This is a genomic window from Shimia sp. R9_3 (assembly GCF_017743755.1).
Classification (GTDB): domain Bacteria; phylum Pseudomonadota; class Alphaproteobacteria; order Rhodobacterales; family Rhodobacteraceae; genus Shimia.
This window is the reverse complement of the sequence record NZ_JAGHRP010000001.1, coordinates 399,775-416,310: the sequence shown is the minus strand read 5'-3', so window position 1 is coordinate 416,310 and position 16,536 is coordinate 399,775. Positions and strand designations below refer to the sequence as shown.

The window sequence follows — 16,536 nt, the reverse complement described above, 5'->3', positions numbered from 1 at the left end:
CGAGCTTTGCAAAGTTAGGCGAGTTGCCCCAGTTATCGATGATACGGTGCGTCAACTCCAAAGGGATGTAACGTGACCAAACCCACTGTTATTCACCGCTTATCCGCTTATGAACAAAGCCGAGTCCCAACATCGTGATCTTTTGTTGTTCGCTTCCGAAACTGAAGCCCCAGCGCTTCTCCATGAATTGAAGCATCTTTAAACTTCGCCGTAAGATTGCCTCTTGAGTCCACTCTTTCTCCTTGGCAACTTCGTTTTCCGAGTAACACCCAAACCTATATCCAACAGCTTCTTCTTTTTTTCCCGAAACTTTTTCTGGAAACGGTCGGTTGGAAAGGCTCGCGTTCTTGGGAAGCGAGATTGGTAATAAATTACCAATTGCATTTTTCAAGCTGTTGCGCTGCTTCTGCGTTAGATCAGAGAATCTATCTCTCCAATATGTGGCCTGAGCTCTTTGAGGATATATATGTTCAACTGACTTATGGTCGTACGCTCTTTCGTTCAACATCAACCAATTCAGTTTTGTTCGCTCGGTTTTGCTCCGCAACTGTAAATCTAAATTGTGTTCGTAAAGGAAGTACCGCACTTCACTCCAACTATAGAATCCCCTTGATTGGAACTCCTTCCGCACCTCGTCCATGAAGCCTGCACGCGAAAGGATGTCATTTGTTCGATCCTGAATTTCTTTTGCGACTTTCTTTGCCGTAATCTTGCCCTGCTGCAAAAGAATGGCCTCATTCAAGAACGAAATGTCCCCATATTCACGCCGATAATAATACCGGTCACCCAGAGTAATTATGAATAGGTGTCTTTCGAGCTTTCGAAGAATGTCAATTTTGGCTTCATCGTCATCGATATTGGTCAAGACGCTAAGAACTAGCGGAGCGCCTCCCTTGTCGAGGCGATCAAGTTTGTCCAGCCAGAAATCGACTTCCTTTTCTGTTTTGCAATCCTTTGGATTGAAAATACGATACCATGAAGTGACCGCTGCCTGCAGCGAACTGACATACTTGTAGATATCAGCCAATCCTATCTCAGGGGGTTCATCCCCATTCCCACTAATCCTCTTTGTCACAAACTTGGTTTCCAAAAGGTCACCATATGGTGACCTAGAGTTTATCTGCCGAAGCATCCTTTGGTGCATCATGCGGCTCTTCCGCTCGTCCCCTTCGGATTCTTCTATAGGATTAACGAAATGCAGCAAGTAATGGCTGTTCAGAAACTCGTCATCTTGCAGGGGACGGTCCTTGTTGCGGCCAAGGTTATGATAAATTGCCTTCCAGCAATCATTGATTGCCCGTCGCAGTTTTTCTTTTTCGGTTTCCGCCACGTCAAGCTTTAGTGAAAGATAGATTAGGCGGTTTTTTAGCAACTCAAGGTCAGACAACGGCTTTCCTCGGTTGTTCATTGTTTCGAACGCAACGCACACGTCTACTTCGTCGGATATCGTAAAGATATTGAAGAGAAGGTTCTGGGTAACCTTCCTGTAAAGCCCTTCAACTTCCTCAAAGGACATTTCTGACAGCTTTTGCGAGAAAAACGACTTAGCGTTGGCTAGATTGTTTGTATAGATTGTCTCTTCCGAAACGTTTGTTGATGAAAACTCCCGAAATATTGAGGTTTTCAAAAATTCATAACTTGGATTGTCTTTCTCGTATCCAAAAATGTAAGATCGAGAAATTCCTTCATCTTTGGTATCGAATATGAATTTTTGCTGGATTTGTTCCTTCGAAGTGTAGTTTAGGGGCGTGTCTGCCGGTATCACTTCCAGGATGCATTGAATAAGGACTATTGACGTTGTAAGTCTCTGCTGACCATCGACCACGTACAAAGGTTCATACCCTCTTGCTTCGACAATCCAGTTGTCATCCACCCAAGACTTGCGAACCTCTTGAGGCACTTCTTCTAGCGTCAAAACTCCAGTGTAGTGGTTTCTGCCAGCCTCAATTTGGTTGATATCGTTCCAGAAATCTTTGAGTTGACGTTCGGTCCATGCATATCCCCGTTGGTAGTCTGGGATACGGAACAGCCGCTCAGTGAAAATTTTCGACAATGTAAAGAGTTGGGATTCCAAATTTCAGACTCCAAGTGATTTCGTCGGCCTTATTAGCGCTCTTGGCAGCCTGAAAACAAGCAAAGCTATCTTTCGCTTCGGCAGAGAGGCGTGAATAGCCCCGACCACCCAGTCGTAAATCCGTTTGAAAGCTGTCGAGGATCTATGTTGATCGCCTCCCCAAGAGTACTTCTCCCGTTGGCTGCATGCTTCGCACTGAAAGCAGTCGTAGCCAACTTCCAATTAACACTACACCCCAACAATAACCCCCCCGCCAGCAACGCCAGCGGGGGTCTTTTTTTTTGTCTCTATCCCAGCCTTATTCCGCCGGAACCGCTGTTTCCTCTACCGTCAGAGGATGCGGGATATGCACCAGCATCTCTTTCGGGCAAACCTGCAGGAAGTTGGCTTTTTCCACATCCCAGTGTTGCAGGATGTCGCGTGCCTTGGCGCTGCCGGTCTCGGCCACATGGCGCTCGATCAAACCCTTAAGCTGATCTTCCCAGTGCTGCACCGTCACCGGACAGGTCACCAGCGTTTCCATGTTCATGACATCCTCGGCTTTGCCTTCCGGATCATAGAGATAGGCCATGCCACCGGTCATGCCTGCGCCGAAGTTTGCGCCGATCTCGCCAAGGATCACGGCCACGCCGCCGGTCATGTATTCACAGCCACAGGCGCCACAGCCCTCGACCACCACTTTTGCACCGGAGTTGCGCACCGCAAAGCGCTCGCCTGCGCGGCCCGCGGCAAAGAGGTGCCCGTCGGTGGCGCCGTAAAGCACGGTGTTGCCGATGATGGTGTTCTCGGCCGCTGTCAGTGGGCTCGCCATTGGCGGGCGCACCACCACGGTACCGCCAGACAGGCCCTTGCCCACATAGTCGTTGGCATCGCCGGACACTTCGATCTTCAGGCCCGGTGCCGCAAAGGCGCCCAGAGACTGCCCCGCAGAGCCGGTGAGCTTCACGGTCAGGTGGTCTTCCTGCAGCGTGTTGCGCATGCCGAAGTTGCGCACGATGTGGCTTGAGGTGCGTGTGCCCACCGTCCGGTGCGTGTTCTGCACCGCATAGGAGAGCTGCATCTTCTCGCCTTCCTCAAGGAAGCGCGCCGCATCCCGCACGATCTCCGCATCCAGCGTGTCAGGCACGTAGTTGCGGTCTTTGTCGCGGTTGTAGACGATGTCATGCGCGCCATCGACGGTGATCAGCAGCGGGTTGAGATCCAGATCATCCAGATGGGCAGAGCCACGGCTCACCTGCGCCAGAAGGTCGGCACGGCCAATCACCTCATCAAGGCTGCGCGCCCCGATGGAGGCGAGGATTTCCCGCACTTCCTGCGCGTAGAAGGTGATCAGGTTCACCACTTTGTCCGCCGAGCCGGTGTATTTCGCGCGCAGGCTTTCATCTTGTGTACAAACCCCGACCGGGCAGGTGTTGGACTGGCACTGACGCACCATGATACAGCCCATCGCGATCAGCGCCGCGGTGCCGATGCCGTATTCCTCAGCCCCCATCATCGCCGCCATCACGATGTCACGCCCCGTGCGCAGACCACCATCAGTCCGCAGCGTGACCCGCTCGCGCAGGTTGTTCATCGCCAGCACCTGATGCGCCTCAGTGAGACCCATCTCCCACGGTAGACCCGCGTGTTTGATCGAGGTCGCCGGGCTTGCACCCGTGCCGCCATTGTGACCCGAGATCAGGATGATATCGGCCTTCGCCTTCGCCACCCCGGCCGCAATCGTGCCCACACCGGAAGACGCCACCAGCTTCACCGTCACCTTACAGCGCGGGTTGATCTGCTTGAGATCATAGATCAGCTGCGCCAGGTCCTCGATGGAGTAAATATCGTGGTGCGGCGGCGGAGAGATCAGCGTCACCCCTTTGGTGGAGTGGCGCAGACGGGCGATCAGGTCGGTGACCTTCATCCCCGGCAACTGGCCGCCTTCACCGGGCTTCGCACCCTGCGCCACTTTGATCTCCAGCTCTTCACACTGGTTCAGATACTCCGCGGTCACACCAAACCGGCCCGACGCCACCTGCTTGATCTTCGCCGAGGGGTTGTCGCCATTTGGTTCCGGCACGAAATGCGCCGGATCTTCGCCGCCCTCACCGGAGTCAGACTTCGCGCCAATCCGGTTCATCGCCACGTTCAGCGTCTTATGCGCCTCAGGGCTCAGCGCCCCCAGCGACATGCCCGGCGTCACAAAGCGCTTGCGGATCGCGGTGATGCTTTCCACTTCCTCAAGCGGCACAGGCTTGCCGATTGCCTTGATGTCGAGCAGATCACGCAGATGGATCGGCGGGTTCGCCTGCATCTTTGCGGAATACTGCTTCCACAGCTGATAAGACGCGCGGTTACAGGCCGCCTGCATCATATGCATGGTCTGCGCGCCCCAGGCATGGGTCTCGCCAGATTTCCGCGCCTTGTAGAAGCCGCCAATCGGCAGCACATCCGTGCCCGACAGGAAGCCCTTGGCGTGCACTTCTTCGACCTTCTTCTGAATGCCGCTCACACCGATGCCGGAAATCCGGCTGGTCATGCCGGGAAAATATTCCGCACACATGGCACGGGACAGACCCACCGCCTCAAAGTTCAGACCACCACGATAGGAGGAAATCACCGAGATCCCCATCTTCGCCATGATCTTCAGAAGACCCTGATCGATCGCCTCACGATAGCGCGCGACGTTCTCGGTCAGCGTGCCATCCGCCAGACCGCGCTCAATGCGATCCGCCAGCGTGTCTTCTGCCAAGTAAGCGTTCACCACGGTCGCACCTGCGCCGATCAGCACCGCAAAGTAATGCGGGTCAATACATTCCGCCGAACGCACGTTCAGCGAGCAGAAGGTCCGCAGACCTTTGCGGGTCAGATGGCTGTGCACCGCGCTGGTGGCCAAAATCATCGGCATCGCGACCTTGTCGGCACCCTGCGCTTCATCTGAGAGCACAATGTGGCCTGCACCGGAACGCACCGCGTCTTCGGCCTCTGCGCGAATACGCTCAAGACCCACTTGCAGCGCACGGGAATCCGCGCCCGCCGCAAAGGTACAGTCGATGCGCACCACGGTGTCATCAAACGCCTCAAGCAACCGCGCAAACTGCGCATTGGCCACAAACGGGCTGTCCAGAACAGCGATTTCGGTCTGGCTGCCGTCTTCATCCAGCACGTTCTTCAGATTGCCAAAACGGGTCTTCAGCGACATCACGCGGTATTCGCGCAGGCTGTCGATCGGAGGGTTGGTCACCTGAGAGAAGTTCTGACGGAAGAAGTGACTCAGCGGACGGTACATATTGGACAGAACCGCAGACGGGGTGTCATCGCCCATAGAGGCCAGCGCCTCTTTGCCATCCTCAGCCATCGGCGCAAGGATCTGCTCGATCTCTTCCATGGAGAAGCCCGCCGCGATTTGACGCGCACGCAGCTCTTCGCCGGTGAAGGTCGCGGTTTCGGTCACCGCATCCAGCTCACCTGCCAGATCACGAATCTTGCCAACCCATTCGCCATAAGGCTTGGCATTGGCCAGTTTGTCCTTGATCTCCGTGTCGTGGTAGAGCTTGCCCTCTTTCATATCCACAGCCAGAAGCTGGCCCGGACCAAGCGCGCCTTTTTCCACCACATTGGATTCATCAATCGGCACCATGCCGGCCTCAGAGCCGGAAATCAGCAGGCCATCACCCGTCACGACATAGCGCATCGGGCGCAGGCCGTTACGGTCCAGACCCGCACAGACCCAGCGACCATCGGTCATCGCCAGCGCGGCAGGGCCATCCCATGGCTCCATCACAGAGTTGCAGTAGGAATACATGTCGCGCCACGCCTGCGGCAGCTCCACCGCCTGCTTGGACCAGCTTTCCGGCACCAGCATGGTTTTTGCCATTGGCGCGGAACGGCCCGCGCGCACCAGAACTTCAAACACACCGTCCAGCGCGGCGGAGTCAGACGCCCCACCCGGTACAATCGGTTTGATGTCTTCGGCGTAGTCGCCAAAGCTGTCAGACGCCATGCGGATTTCATGGCTCTTCATCCAGTTCAGGTTGCCTTTCAGCGTGTTGATCTCACCATTGTGCGCCAGCATGCGGAAAGGCTGTGCCAACCACCACTGCGGGAAGGTGTTGGTGGAATAGCGCTGGTGATACAGCGCAAAAGCACTTTCAAAGCGCTCATCCATCAGGTCGGGGTAGAACACCGCAACCTGCTCCGCCAGCATCATGCCTTTGTAGATGATCGAACGACAGGACAGCGACGCAATGTAAAGCTCGCCGATATTGGCCGCCAGCGCCGCCTTCTCGATGCGGCGGCGGATCACATAGAGCTCACGCTCAAAGGTGTCTTCGTCCACACCCTTGGAGTTGGAGATCAGGATCTGCTCAATCTCCGGACGGGTCGCATTGGCTTTTTCACCAAGACAGCTCACATCCACCGGCACATGGCGCCAGCCATAGATGCGATAGCCCATTTTCAGAACTTCGGTTTCCACGATGGTCCGGCAGTGCTCCTGCGCGCCGAAATCCGTCCGTGGCAGGAAGACCTGACCAACTGCGATCAGCTCGTCTTTGTTGGGCTCATGCCCGGTGCGTTCGATCTGGTCGTAAAAGAACGGCACAGGGATCTGCACGTGAATGCCCGCGCCATCGCCGGTCTTGCCGTCTGCGTCCACCGCACCACGGTGCCAGATCGCTTTCAATGCGGTGATGCCCGCTTCCACAACCTGACGGCTTGGTTTGCCGTCAATGGAAACCACAAGACCCACACCACAGGAGGAGTGCTCTTCTTCTTCGGAATAGAGGCCGTTCTCCGCCATCCACTTGCGTTTGGCTTCTTCGGCTCTGACCCAGTTCTGATCAAATTTGGTCATTCGCTATCTCCATCATTTGCACCGGGTGTCCCGCAGTGGGGTGGCACGTGGCCTTTTTCCGGCGAACTGCGCTGTCGGCTCCTCAAGCCAGTTTGGTCAGCGCTTATGTCTTATTTACTTTTGCCTGCTGTTTTCGGCACCGTCGCGATACAGTCGCAATACCGACGCGATACAGACAGTCGTTTTTTGCCCTTTTCCGAGCGCGTTAACGATTACTCAGCAGCCACAGCTTGCGTTGCGCCAAAGCGTTCGATGATCGCATCTGCGCAATCCCGTCCGTCTTTGATCGCCCAGACCACAAGGCTTGCACCGCGCACGATATCGCCCACCGCATAGACGCCATCCAGATCGGTGGCGCCGGTGGTGAACTGTGCTTTCACGGTGCCCCAGCGGGTCACTTCCAGCTCAGGCTGACCCCAGAGGGTTGGCAGGTCTTCCGGCTCAAAGCCCAGCGCCTTGATGACCAGATCCGCGTCTTCCACGTAGTCCGCGCCTTCGATCACCTCAGGGCTTTGACGGCCCGATGCATCCGGCTGGCCGAGACGCATTTTCTGCACCATCACGCCTTCCACACGGTCACCACCGGTGAAACCTTTCGGGGCGGACAGCCAGACAAATTCCACGCCTTCCTCTTCGGCGTTCTGTGTTTCCCGCTGGGAGCCAGGCATGTTGGCCTTGTCGCGGCGATAGAGACATTTCACGCTCTCAGCGCCTTGGCGGATCGCGGTGCGGACACAGTCCATCGCGGTGTCACCACCGCCGATCACCACAACCTTTTTGCCCTCTGCATTCAGCTCGCCGCTCTCGATCTCAGGCACGGTGTCGCCAAAGTTCAGACGGTTGGAGGCGGTGAGGTAGTCAATCGCTTTCACGATGCCCTCTGCACCGGCGCCTGGGCCTTGCAAATCACGGCTTTTGTACACGCCAGTGGCGATGATCACAGCGTCATGCGCATCGCGGATATCTTGGAACGAAATGTCCTCACCCACGTTGCAATTCAGCTTGAAGGTCACGCCGCCATCTTCCAGCAGCTTGTTGCGGCGCATGACCACGTCTTTTTCCAGTTTGAAGCCCGGAATGCCGTAGGTCAGTAGTCCGCCTGCGCGGTCATAGCGGTCATAGATGGTCACCTGAAACCCTGCGCGACGCAGACGGTCTGCGGCGGCCAGACCGCCGGGGCCCGCGCCGATGATGCCCACGCTCTCGCCACGCTCTTCGCTTGGCGCCAGCGCTTCGACCCAGCCGTTTTCCCAGGCGGTGTCGGTGATGTATTTTTCGACAGACCCAATGGTCACAGTGCCATGGCCGGACTGCTCAATCACGCAGTTGCCTTCACACAGACGGTCCTGCGGGCAGATGCGGCCACAGATTTCCGGGAATGTGTTGGTGGCTTGGCTCACCGCATAGGCCTCTTTGAGGCGGCCCGTCGCCGTCAGGTTCAGCCAGTCCGGGATATTGTTGTGAAGCGGGCAGTGGCTCTGACAGTAAGGCACACCACACTGGCTGCACCGACTCGCCTGCTCTTCCGCCTTTACCTTGGCGTACTCCGCATAGATCTCATTGAAATCTTCCTTGCGCACCGACGCATCACGCTTCTCAGGCATATCGCGCTCTACGGTCACAAATTTCAACATAGGTTGCTTAGCCACGTCCGCTGCCTCCAGATTTTTCCAGTTCCGGCTGTCTAAAGAATATTCTAGCGGCATAAAAGTCAGTTAAACTGACCTATATTCTGGTTTTTTGACTTATTTTGAGCAATCATATCAAAAATTTCCAAACTTTAGGTCCGAACAGTGCTTAAATTCTATATTTCCCTTGAATCACTGGCCAATTATACCTGAGTCGTTCAACGCGAGGTCGCCCCTATTATGGCACTTTTTCACATATTTTTGGTGGCAATCATTCAAGGCCTCACTGAGTTTCTTCCAGTTAGCTCCTCAGGGCACCTGATTCTCCTCTCAAAACTGTCTCCTCTCCCGGATCAGGGACTCGCCATAGATGTCGCCGCGCACCTCGGAACTCTAGGCGCTATCGTCATCTATTTCTGGGCGGATGTACGCGGCGCTGTGGCTGGCCTCCCGCGCCTTGCTGCAGGCAAACGTGACACTCCCGGCGCGCGCCTCGCGTTTCTGCTGATCATCGCCACACTCCCAGTTATCGCTGCGGGGTTGCTGCTCAAACTCAGCGGTGTCGACGAAGCCATGCGCTCCGTCGCAGTGATAGGATGGACCATGATACTCTTCGGCCTGGTGCTTTGGTGGGCCGATCGCTTCGGGGCGCAGATCAAAACCGAAGCGGATTGGAACCTCAAAGACGCGTGGAAACTCGGCCTATGGCAAGCTATAGCGCTGATCCCCGGCACCTCGCGATCAGGCATCACCATCACAGGGGCACGTCAGATGGGCTATGCCCGCAAAGACGCCGCCAAACTCGCCATGCTCATGTCGATCCCCACGATCCTCGCGAGTGGCGCCCTGCTTTCCATCGACGTTGCAGCGCAGGCGGACATAACGATCCTTCGGGATGGCGCACTCGCTGCAATCTTCTCATTCTTCGCGGCTCTGCTCGCCCTGATCCTTATGATGCGATTGCTCCGCACCGTCAGCTTCACGCCCTATGTGATTTATCGGGTCATCCTTGGGATCTTACTCCTCGGCTTTGCATATAGCTGACCGGCAGGCACAAAAAAACGCCGCTGAAACAGCGGCGCTTTCAGAATTCTTTAAAGCGAGGGCTTATGCCAGCGCTTTTACCCGAGATGCCAGACGGGACATCTTACGGGACGCGGTGTTCTTGTGATAAACACCTTTGCTCACGCCACGCATCAGTTCTGGCTGAGCCGCGCGCAGAGCAGCAGTTGCTGCCGCTTTGTCACCGGATTCGATCGCTTCTTCCACTTTGCGCAGGAAGGTGCGGATGCGCGAGCGACGTGCTTTGTTAACTTCGAGACGGCGCTCATTCTGACGGGCGCGTTTTTTTGCTTGGGGCGAATTTGCCATGATCTTGGACCTTTTTGGTTCGGTACGTTTGTAATGCGTGCCACGTCCGAACGGGCCTCTCTGTCAAGGAGAATCAGATCAAGCCTAAGCGGGCTGCACGCGCATGTATGGCGGAGCCTTATAAGGCTTTTGCAAAAACATGCAATGCAAAATCACCCAAAGACAAAGGAGACATAGGCACGCGTCGTCGCACAGGTCCTACGAGATTTTGACGAGCGAAAATTTGGTCGGAGTGAGAGGATTCGAACCTCCGACCCCTGCCTCCCGAAGACAGTGCTCTACCAGGCTGAGCTACACTCCGACCGTGCCGCGCGAGATAGTCGGTTCGATTTGCTTTGGCAAGGGCAACCACAGCCCATTAGGGATCGGTCTTGTCTGTTCGTTCCGGCCTCCGCATGGCCGAACTGACGCGCAGACTGCCGGGAGAAATGCCTCGTGAGCGGGTCCGCAACACGGGTGTTTGTTCCGAATTTCCACCCATAGCTTCGCGCGCAATGATGAAAAGGCCGCTGGCCACGATAATTGCGGCGCCAAGCAGTGTTGCCACGTCAGGTGACTCACCAAAAAACAAGGCGCCAAAGATCATCGCCCAAATGATCTGGGAATACTGCATGGGCGCAACCAGCGCCGCTTCGCCAATCGTATAGGCATAAACCAGAAGCAAGGTCGCGCAGAAGCCAAAGACAGACACAAAAGCCATACTGCCAAGGTCAATCAGCGGCATCGGTTCATATACAAACACGAGAACCACCGACATCACGGCAACACTGCCCAAAAGCGGATAGAGCATGAGGACGACGCGCCGCTCTTCACGCCCGATTTTGCGGACGATAACAGACTGAAGAGCCGCACTCAGTGCAGTGATAATCGCTGCGGCATGACCTGCATTTAGTTCCGTGGCGCCCGGGCGCACGACAATCATCACGCCTCCAAGACCAATGACGACAGCGAGCATCCGCCAGAACCCAACTTTCTCCTTTAGAATTGGAATCGACATCAATGTGATGAGCAGAGGAGAAGAGAACAAAATCGCGTAGACCTGCGCCAATGGCAGGTTTGCGAAGGCGTAAAACCCAGCCGCCGGCGCGATAACAACACATAAAGACCGCACAGCCACCCACCAAGGATGCACTGGGCGTAGATTTCCCTGCGTCGGGTCCCGCACCAACATCATTGTCACAAGCGGGAAGGAAAACAGGGAAGCAAAGAAAACGATCTGAAAGGGCGAGTAGGTCGCGCCAAGATACTTGGCGACCACATCATGCGTAGAATAAAGCGCAAAGGCCAACAGGGCCAAAAGGGTCGCCTTGAGGTTCATCGAAAATCTTCACCAGGTTTGCTATGAGGCCACTGTCGGCGTTTGAGCGCAACGCTTCAAATGAAAAAGCGATGCGCTCAATAATCACCCTAGAAATAGCTGCGCACAAGGCTGCCTGCAATCAGGCTCCAGCCATCTGCAATCACAAAGAAGCTGAGCTTAAACGGCAATGACACGATTGCTGGTGGGACCATCATCATACCCATGGACATCAAAACTGCTGCAACCACCAGGTCGATAATGAGGAAGGGCAGGAAGATCAGGAAGCCAATCTGAAAAGCGCGCGCGATCTCAGAGAGCATGAAGCTCGGCACCAAAACAGACAATGGCGCATCCGGCCCAGGAGCGACCTGTGCCGTATCAGGGCGCAATGCAGCAAGATGCAAAAAGGTGTCGGGATCCAAGCGAGAGGACATAAACAGCCGGAAAGGTTCCGTGGTACGCTGGAACGCTGTCTCTATATCAATCAACTCGTCCAGAAGCGGTTGCACGCCCGTCGTCCAAGCCTGCATGAACACTGGCTCCATCACGTAATACGTCAGGAACATGGCCAGTGAAACCATCATCATATTGGGTGGCGATTGCTGCAGCCCGATCGCCTGCCGCAGGATCGACAACACCGTCACAATGAACGGGAAACATGTCACCATGATCGCGATACCCGGCGCGAGGCTGAGTATCGTGATCAAAAGGAATAGCTGAATGCTGCGCGCCGTAAGCGATTCATCGTTCCCGATAGACAGCGATACATCCTGAGCGGATGCAGCGTCAGCCTGAAAGAGAACGAAGATTAGCAGGGCGGCGGCGATAGAAGCCGCCTTACGCATCAGAGACCGCTTTCAAATTCTGCGACTTCGGTCAGGCGAACGGCCAGCTGACCTTCTTGGCCGCCCTCAAGCTCTTCCAGCTCGCCACGGGCAATCAGCTTATCCCCAACGTAGAGCTCCACTGGATCATCCACGCGCTTGTCCAGCGGCAGAACGGAGTTTTCATTCATATTCAGCAAATCACCGATCAGCGGCCGCGCCTTGCCGACAGAGATTGTGATCTCAACCGGCACGGAGGTGAACGGGTTGGCGGAATCGGGTTTCATCATTGGATCAGCCATTCTGGGCCTCCTTGCGGGTTTCATGTGTGAACGCTTTCAGAGCTTCGGCAACGGTGTCCAAAACTTCGCTCATATCCAGCAGTCGTTCGCGTTCTGCGAATTCGAATCTGATTTGACCTTCCCCTAGGCTCTCGTCACGGACGACTTCGACGGGGAATTGTGGGGTTTCAGGCATGACGTCGATGACCGGCTGAAACGCATCCGGTGCAGCGGACAAAACAACAGGAGTTTCGCTGCATTCGCGAACGATCTCATTGAGTTGTTCCACCGCCAGCGCCCCAATGGCTTGACGCGCCAGTTCCGGCAAGACGGTCATGATCGCTTTCTCGATGGTGGGCGCCATGTCGGCGACGATGGCTTCGCGCGCCTCATGATAAGTGAAAGACAAATCCTGAAGCTTGCGCTCAAGTTCCGCAGACATATTTGCGTGTTCTTCGGATTTCGCATTGATCGCGTCATCCCAACCCGCCTTGTAGCCTTGCTCAAAGCTTTCCAGCATCTCGTCTTCGTTGCCGACTGCTTCTTCAACAGGTGCGGGTTGCGGCTCAGTAATGCCACCAAAGTCTTCAAAAAGATGGGAGACCGACATTAGGCACGCTCCTCACGATCGTCCAACCAATGGCGCAGGATTTCCACCGTTTCTTCTTTGCGATCACTGATCAAGGACCGCAGACGTTCGGCTGCATCAGATTGTGACATGCCATCGCCTCCCATTGGCATATCTCCTCCAAGCGCAGGCAAGCCGCCAACTTCGCCACCCATGTCACCAATCGCCATCGGCATCCCCATGTCTCCACCCATGTCACCCATCATCGGAGCCATCGCCGGGAAACCATCGTCTCCATCAAGACCCGGCAACATCGGTGCCTCAGCCATTTCGTTCAGATCACCTGCTCCGGCGCCGCCGGCCAGCAGAGGACGAATGACGAACAGCCCAAGAACGAGCGCAACAATTGCGAGCACTGCTGTCTGGATGATGGACATCAAATCAAGCGTCATGCCTTTGAACATCGAGGATTCCGCGGAGGTCCCCATCGGCAATGCTGGCTGGAAAGTCATCGACTTCAGAGTGATGACATCGCCGCGCGCTTCGTCAAAGCCGACTGCAGAGGCGACAAGCTCCCGCAATGCGCCCATTTCTTCTTCAGGGCGCGGGGTGACAATTGTCTCGCCTTCAGGAGTTTCTGTCGTCGTTCCGTTCACAAGCACCGCGACTGTCATACGGCGAATGGCACCTGGCTGACGCAAAATCTCGCGCTGCGTCTCAGACACCTCATAGTTGATTCGCTCTCTGGTCTCACGGTTCTGGTTGGAAGAGCCGGACTCATTCCCTGCCGCATCTCCGTCAGGCAAGTTGGAAGCAACCGTCACCTGACCACTGGCGTTCTGAGAATCGGTGCTGCGTTCTTCGGTATCAGTGCTGATGGCCACCCGGCCGTTTGGATCAAAGATTCGCTCAGTGATAGACTCAGTCTCCGTCACTGTTTCAATGCTCACTTCAACCACGGCATTGCCAGGACCGACACGCGCTTCAAGCAAGCGCTGAACAGCGAGACGTGTCTCTTCTTCGCGATTTTCACCCACTTTGGTTGTGGTTTCTTCGGCAACGCCGACCAGCCCGCCATTGCCATCAATGATTGCCACATCTTCAGGCGACAGGCCCGAAACGGCGGACGCCACCAAGAATCGCAGAGCTTGCGCATGTTTTGTGGGCAGATCGCCAGCAGCGGTCGTTATTGTCACCGACGCAGAGGGTTTAATTTGGCGTTGAAACGGGTTTGAGGAGGCGTTCGCAATATGTACGCGCGCCTGACTGATAAGCGGGCTAACAACGATGGTACGCGCAAGCTCACCTTCTTTGGCACGCCAGTATGCCGCATCAAACATTTGCGAAGTTGTACCGAAGCCTGAAAGCGAATCGAGAAGCTCGTAGCCCTGCGTCGTATTTGCTGGCAGCCCCTCGCTCGCAAGCGTCATGCGCAGTTCGTCACGCGCGGAAGAAGCCACATAGATTGAGCCTCCCCGCACCTCGTACACGGCGCCGCGCTGTTCCAGCGCCCGCACCACTTCACCTGCTGCGCCACTCTCAAGGCCGCTATAAAGCAGAGCCATTCCAGGTTTTGTTGCCACCCGCCCCAGGGAAAGTACTGTCGCAAATACTGCGACGGTGGCCAACACGACGATCACTTTCCGCCGCAAGTCCAACCCAGTCCACATATTCAATAATTGTTGCACGTCTTTACTCCGTGATGCCGCACCTTCTGCACGACCTTGAACAACTGTTTCCACGATCAGGCTTAACAATCGGTTAGTTTCTGTGTGGTTGAACTTGCAGGGACAAAGAATTTGGAACCTGCGATGACTGACGAAACTGTCGACACAGAGGAGACGCCAAAAAAGGCGTCAAAACTCCCTTTAATTATTGGGCTTGTGCTTGCTTTGGCAGGCGGAGGCGGCGGCTTCTTTGCCGTCTATTCAGGCATGATATTGGGAAGCGATTCTGCACCAGCGGCAGAAGAAGAATCGGTTGAGATGGATAAACCCGAAGCTCTCCCGGACATCACCTATGTTGGCCTCGACCCATTTGTCGTTTCACTGACATCTGGTGGTTCTGCTGACTATTTGCGGTTTCGCGCGCAGCTAGAGGTTCCCAGCGCACACCAAGAAGAAGTCGAACGCGTTCTCCCACGGGTCGTTGACGTCCTTAATGGATATCTCCGCGCGCTTAGCCCTGCCGACATCGAATCGCCCGATGCCTTGGTGAAGTTGCGCTCTCAGATGTTGCGCCGTGTCCAAATTGTAACTGGCCAAGAGCGGGTTTCTGACCTTTTGGTCATGGAATTCGTGCTGAATTAAGGAGTGCCGAGATGGATTTGATTGCAGATATCTTACTGGTCGCGGGTGCTCTTGGTGCAGGGCTCTATTGCTATGTGCTCGCACGCAGACTTGCGAAATTTAATGACCTTGAAACCGGTGTAGGCGGTGCGGTCGCAGTCTTGTCCGCGCAAGTTGACGACATGACACGCACCCTCAAGGCCGCTCAGCAGACCGCTGGGAAATCGACAGAGCGGCTTGAAACGCTAACCGAGCGCGCAGAAGGCGTTTCAAAGCGTTTGGAACTCATGCTGGCGTCAATGCATGATTTGCAGGATAGCGCTGCAGCGGATGCAGCCAAAGCTGAGGCAAAAGCCGCAGAAGAAGCTCTGCGAAAAGAGCTTGAAGCAGCTGCCAAGCGCAAAGCTGAAGACGCAGAACAAGATGATGATGACGAGCTGACGGATGAAGATCTCCTCGACCAAGAGTTCGAGATTGATTTCGAAGCCGAAGAAGAAGAACGCCTGCGTCGTCGCGAGAAAAAGAAAGCCAAACGCAAGGCGAAGCGAAAAGCTGCAAAAGAGGCGGCTACGCAAACTAAAAAGAAAGGCAAATCGGGCAAGACAAACGCAGATGAGGGCACAAAAGCTGCCCCGGTCTTCACCCGTCACGTTGCTTAAACGGAGCGAAAGCAATGAAAAAGGCTCAGAAAAACGCGCCAGCCAAAGCTGGCGCTGCCGACAAGACCCGCAAGCCAAAAGCCAAAGGCAAAGCGCCGCGTAAACAGGCCAAAGGCAGTCTGTTTATGATCGCGTCTTTCCTGGTAGCTTCTGCCACTTTGCGAGTGGGCGTGGGCGCAACAGAAGCGCTGGCACGCGAAGAGCCGCTCCTTGATTCGCCTCAAATGGCGATGGCGGAACCGCAAGCCTGTGAGCACCCAGAAGACATGCGCAAGCTGATGTCCGTGTTTGAAGAACGCGAGGCGCGTATCGCGAAGCAGGAAGCCGAGATCAAGAATCGCCTCCAGGCGCTCAATATCGCGGACGCCGAAGTGTCGCGCAAAATGGCAGCGCTTGAAGATGCTGAAAATCGCCTGCGCGACATGATTTCCATTGCCGAGACCGCCGCCGAAGACGACCTGACACGCCTGACTCAGGTTTATGAGACCATGAAGCCCAAAAGCGTCGCCCTCCTCTTTGAAGAAATGGATCCACAGTTTGCAGCCGGCTTTATTGGCCGGATGAAGCCTGAGGCCGCTGCTGGAATCATGGCCGGCATGAAACCTGATGCTGCTTACACAATCAGCGTGATTTTGGCCGGACGGAACGCAAATTCGCCCACCGAATGAGACATTGTTAACCCGCTGCTGCGTATGGTCACCCAAGA

Annotated in this window: 12 protein-coding genes, 1 tRNA gene and 1 pseudogene; 4 read left to right on the top strand and 10 right to left on the bottom strand. The window is 55.4% G+C overall.

Annotated features, from left to right (window positions below):
• Positions 1-88: 88 nt before the first annotated feature.
• The 3 genes from J7412_RS01895 to J7412_RS01885 all read right to left on the bottom strand — a co-directional run bounded on the left by J7412_RS01895 (position 89) and on the right by J7412_RS01885 (position 8,560).
• Complete coding sequence (locus J7412_RS01895; RefSeq protein ID WP_209076500.1) at positions 89-2,074, bottom strand: DUF262 domain-containing protein; 1,986 nt, start codon at positions 2,072-2,074, stop codon at positions 89-91.
• 298 nt (positions 2,075-2,372) lie between these two features.
• The gene (gltB, locus tag J7412_RS01890; protein WP_209076498.1) at positions 2,373-6,911 is read right to left on the bottom strand and encodes a glutamate synthase large subunit; all 4,539 of its coding nucleotides are present in this window, start codon (positions 6,909-6,911) and stop codon (positions 2,373-2,375) included.
• Positions 6,912-7,123: 212 nt separating this feature from the next.
• Entirely contained in the window at positions 7,124-8,560 is a 1,437-nt protein-coding gene (locus J7412_RS01885) for an NAD(P)-dependent oxidoreductase (protein WP_209058432.1), read from the bottom strand.
• Positions 8,561-8,779: 219 nt separating this feature from the next.
• On the opposite strand from J7412_RS01885, the gene J7412_RS01880 reads away from it, so the two are divergent.
• Positions 8,780-9,583: an undecaprenyl-diphosphate phosphatase gene (locus tag J7412_RS01880; RefSeq protein ID WP_209076495.1), complete on the top strand. Its 804-nt coding sequence runs from the start codon at positions 8,780-8,782 to the stop codon at positions 9,581-9,583.
• A gap of 63 nt (positions 9,584-9,646) precedes the next feature.
• Here J7412_RS01880 and rpsT read toward each other — a convergent pair whose 3' ends face one another.
• From rpsT to fliF, 7 genes are all read right to left on the bottom strand, one after another.
• Positions 9,647-9,910, bottom strand: a complete 264-nt coding sequence (gene rpsT / locus J7412_RS01875) for a 30S ribosomal protein S20 (RefSeq protein ID WP_209058430.1) — start codon at positions 9,908-9,910, stop codon at positions 9,647-9,649.
• A gap of 224 nt (positions 9,911-10,134) precedes the next feature.
• Positions 10,135-10,211 (bottom strand) — tRNA-Pro (locus tag J7412_RS01870).
• Positions 10,212-10,268: 57 nt separating this feature from the next.
• Positions 10,269-11,228, bottom strand: a complete 960-nt coding sequence (locus tag J7412_RS01865) for a DMT family transporter (protein WP_209076493.1) — start codon at positions 11,226-11,228, stop codon at positions 10,269-10,271.
• A gap of 89 nt (positions 11,229-11,317) precedes the next feature.
• Positions 11,318-12,055, bottom strand: a complete 738-nt coding sequence (gene fliP, locus J7412_RS01860; protein ID WP_209058428.1) for a flagellar type III secretion system pore protein FliP — start codon at positions 12,053-12,055, stop codon at positions 11,318-11,320.
• Positions 12,055-12,336, bottom strand: a complete 282-nt coding sequence (locus tag J7412_RS01855) for a FliM/FliN family flagellar motor switch protein (RefSeq protein WP_209058427.1) — start codon at positions 12,334-12,336, stop codon at positions 12,055-12,057. The genes fliP and J7412_RS01855 overlap by 1 nt, the downstream gene beginning before the upstream one ends.
• Positions 12,329-12,925: a hypothetical protein gene (locus J7412_RS01850; RefSeq protein WP_209076490.1), complete on the bottom strand. Its 597-nt coding sequence runs from the start codon at positions 12,923-12,925 to the stop codon at positions 12,329-12,331. Before J7412_RS01850 ends, J7412_RS01855 begins: the two co-directional genes overlap by 8 nt.
• The gene (fliF, locus tag J7412_RS01845; RefSeq protein ID WP_247743750.1) at positions 12,925-14,553 is read right to left on the bottom strand and encodes a flagellar basal-body MS-ring/collar protein FliF; all 1,629 of its coding nucleotides are present in this window, start codon (positions 14,551-14,553) and stop codon (positions 12,925-12,927) included. The genes J7412_RS01850 and fliF overlap by 1 nt, the downstream gene beginning before the upstream one ends.
• Positions 14,554-14,694: 141 nt before the next feature.
• On the opposite strand from fliF, the gene J7412_RS01840 reads away from it, so the two are divergent.
• The 3 genes and pseudogenes from J7412_RS01840 to J7412_RS01830 all read left to right on the top strand — a co-directional run bounded on the left by J7412_RS01840 (position 14,695) and on the right by J7412_RS01830 (position 16,498).
• Positions 14,695-15,192, top strand: coding sequence for a flagellar basal body-associated FliL family protein (locus tag J7412_RS01840; RefSeq protein WP_209076487.1), 498 nt, complete (start codon positions 14,695-14,697; stop codon positions 15,190-15,192).
• An 11-nt stretch (positions 15,193-15,203) separates the two neighbouring features.
• Positions 15,204-15,488: pseudogene (locus J7412_RS01835) on the top strand (hypothetical protein); the annotation flags it as partial.
• Positions 15,489-15,844: 356 nt separating this feature from the next.
• On the top strand, positions 15,845-16,498 hold the full coding sequence (locus tag J7412_RS01830) for a hypothetical protein (protein WP_247738568.1): 654 nt from the start codon (positions 15,845-15,847) through the stop codon (positions 16,496-16,498).
• Positions 16,499-16,536: the final 38 nt, after the last annotated feature.

What these genes read in the sequence shown, in the direction of transcription:
- gltB (WP_209076498.1), bottom strand. Translation starts at nt 6,911, where the DNA reads ATGACCAAATTTGATCAGAACTGGGTCAGAGCCGAAGAAGCCAAACGC.
- J7412_RS01855 (WP_209058427.1), bottom strand. Translation starts at nt 12,336, where the DNA reads ATGGCTGATCCAATGATGAAACCCGATTCCGCCAACCCGTTCACCTCC.
- fliP (WP_209058428.1), bottom strand. Translation starts at nt 12,055, where the DNA reads ATGCGTAAGGCGGCTTCTATCGCCGCCGCCCTGCTAATCTTCGTTCTC.
- J7412_RS01880 (WP_209076495.1), top strand. Translation starts at nt 8,780, where the DNA reads ATGGCACTTTTTCACATATTTTTGGTGGCAATCATTCAAGGCCTCACT.
- J7412_RS01840 (WP_209076487.1), top strand. Translation starts at nt 14,695, where the DNA reads ATGACTGACGAAACTGTCGACACAGAGGAGACGCCAAAAAAGGCGTCA.
- fliF (WP_247743750.1), bottom strand. Translation starts at nt 14,553, where the DNA reads ATGTGGACTGGGTTGGACTTGCGGCGGAAAGTGATCGTCGTGTTGGCC.
- J7412_RS01865 (WP_209076493.1), bottom strand. Translation starts at nt 11,228, where the DNA reads ATGAACCTCAAGGCGACCCTTTTGGCCCTGTTGGCCTTTGCGCTTTAT.
- rpsT (WP_209058430.1), bottom strand. Translation starts at nt 9,910, where the DNA reads ATGGCAAATTCGCCCCAAGCAAAAAAACGCGCCCGTCAGAATGAGCGC.
- J7412_RS01830 (WP_247738568.1), top strand. Translation starts at nt 15,845, where the DNA reads ATGAAAAAGGCTCAGAAAAACGCGCCAGCCAAAGCTGGCGCTGCCGAC.
- J7412_RS01850 (WP_209076490.1), bottom strand. Translation starts at nt 12,925, where the DNA reads ATGTCGGTCTCCCATCTTTTTGAAGACTTTGGTGGCATTACTGAGCCG.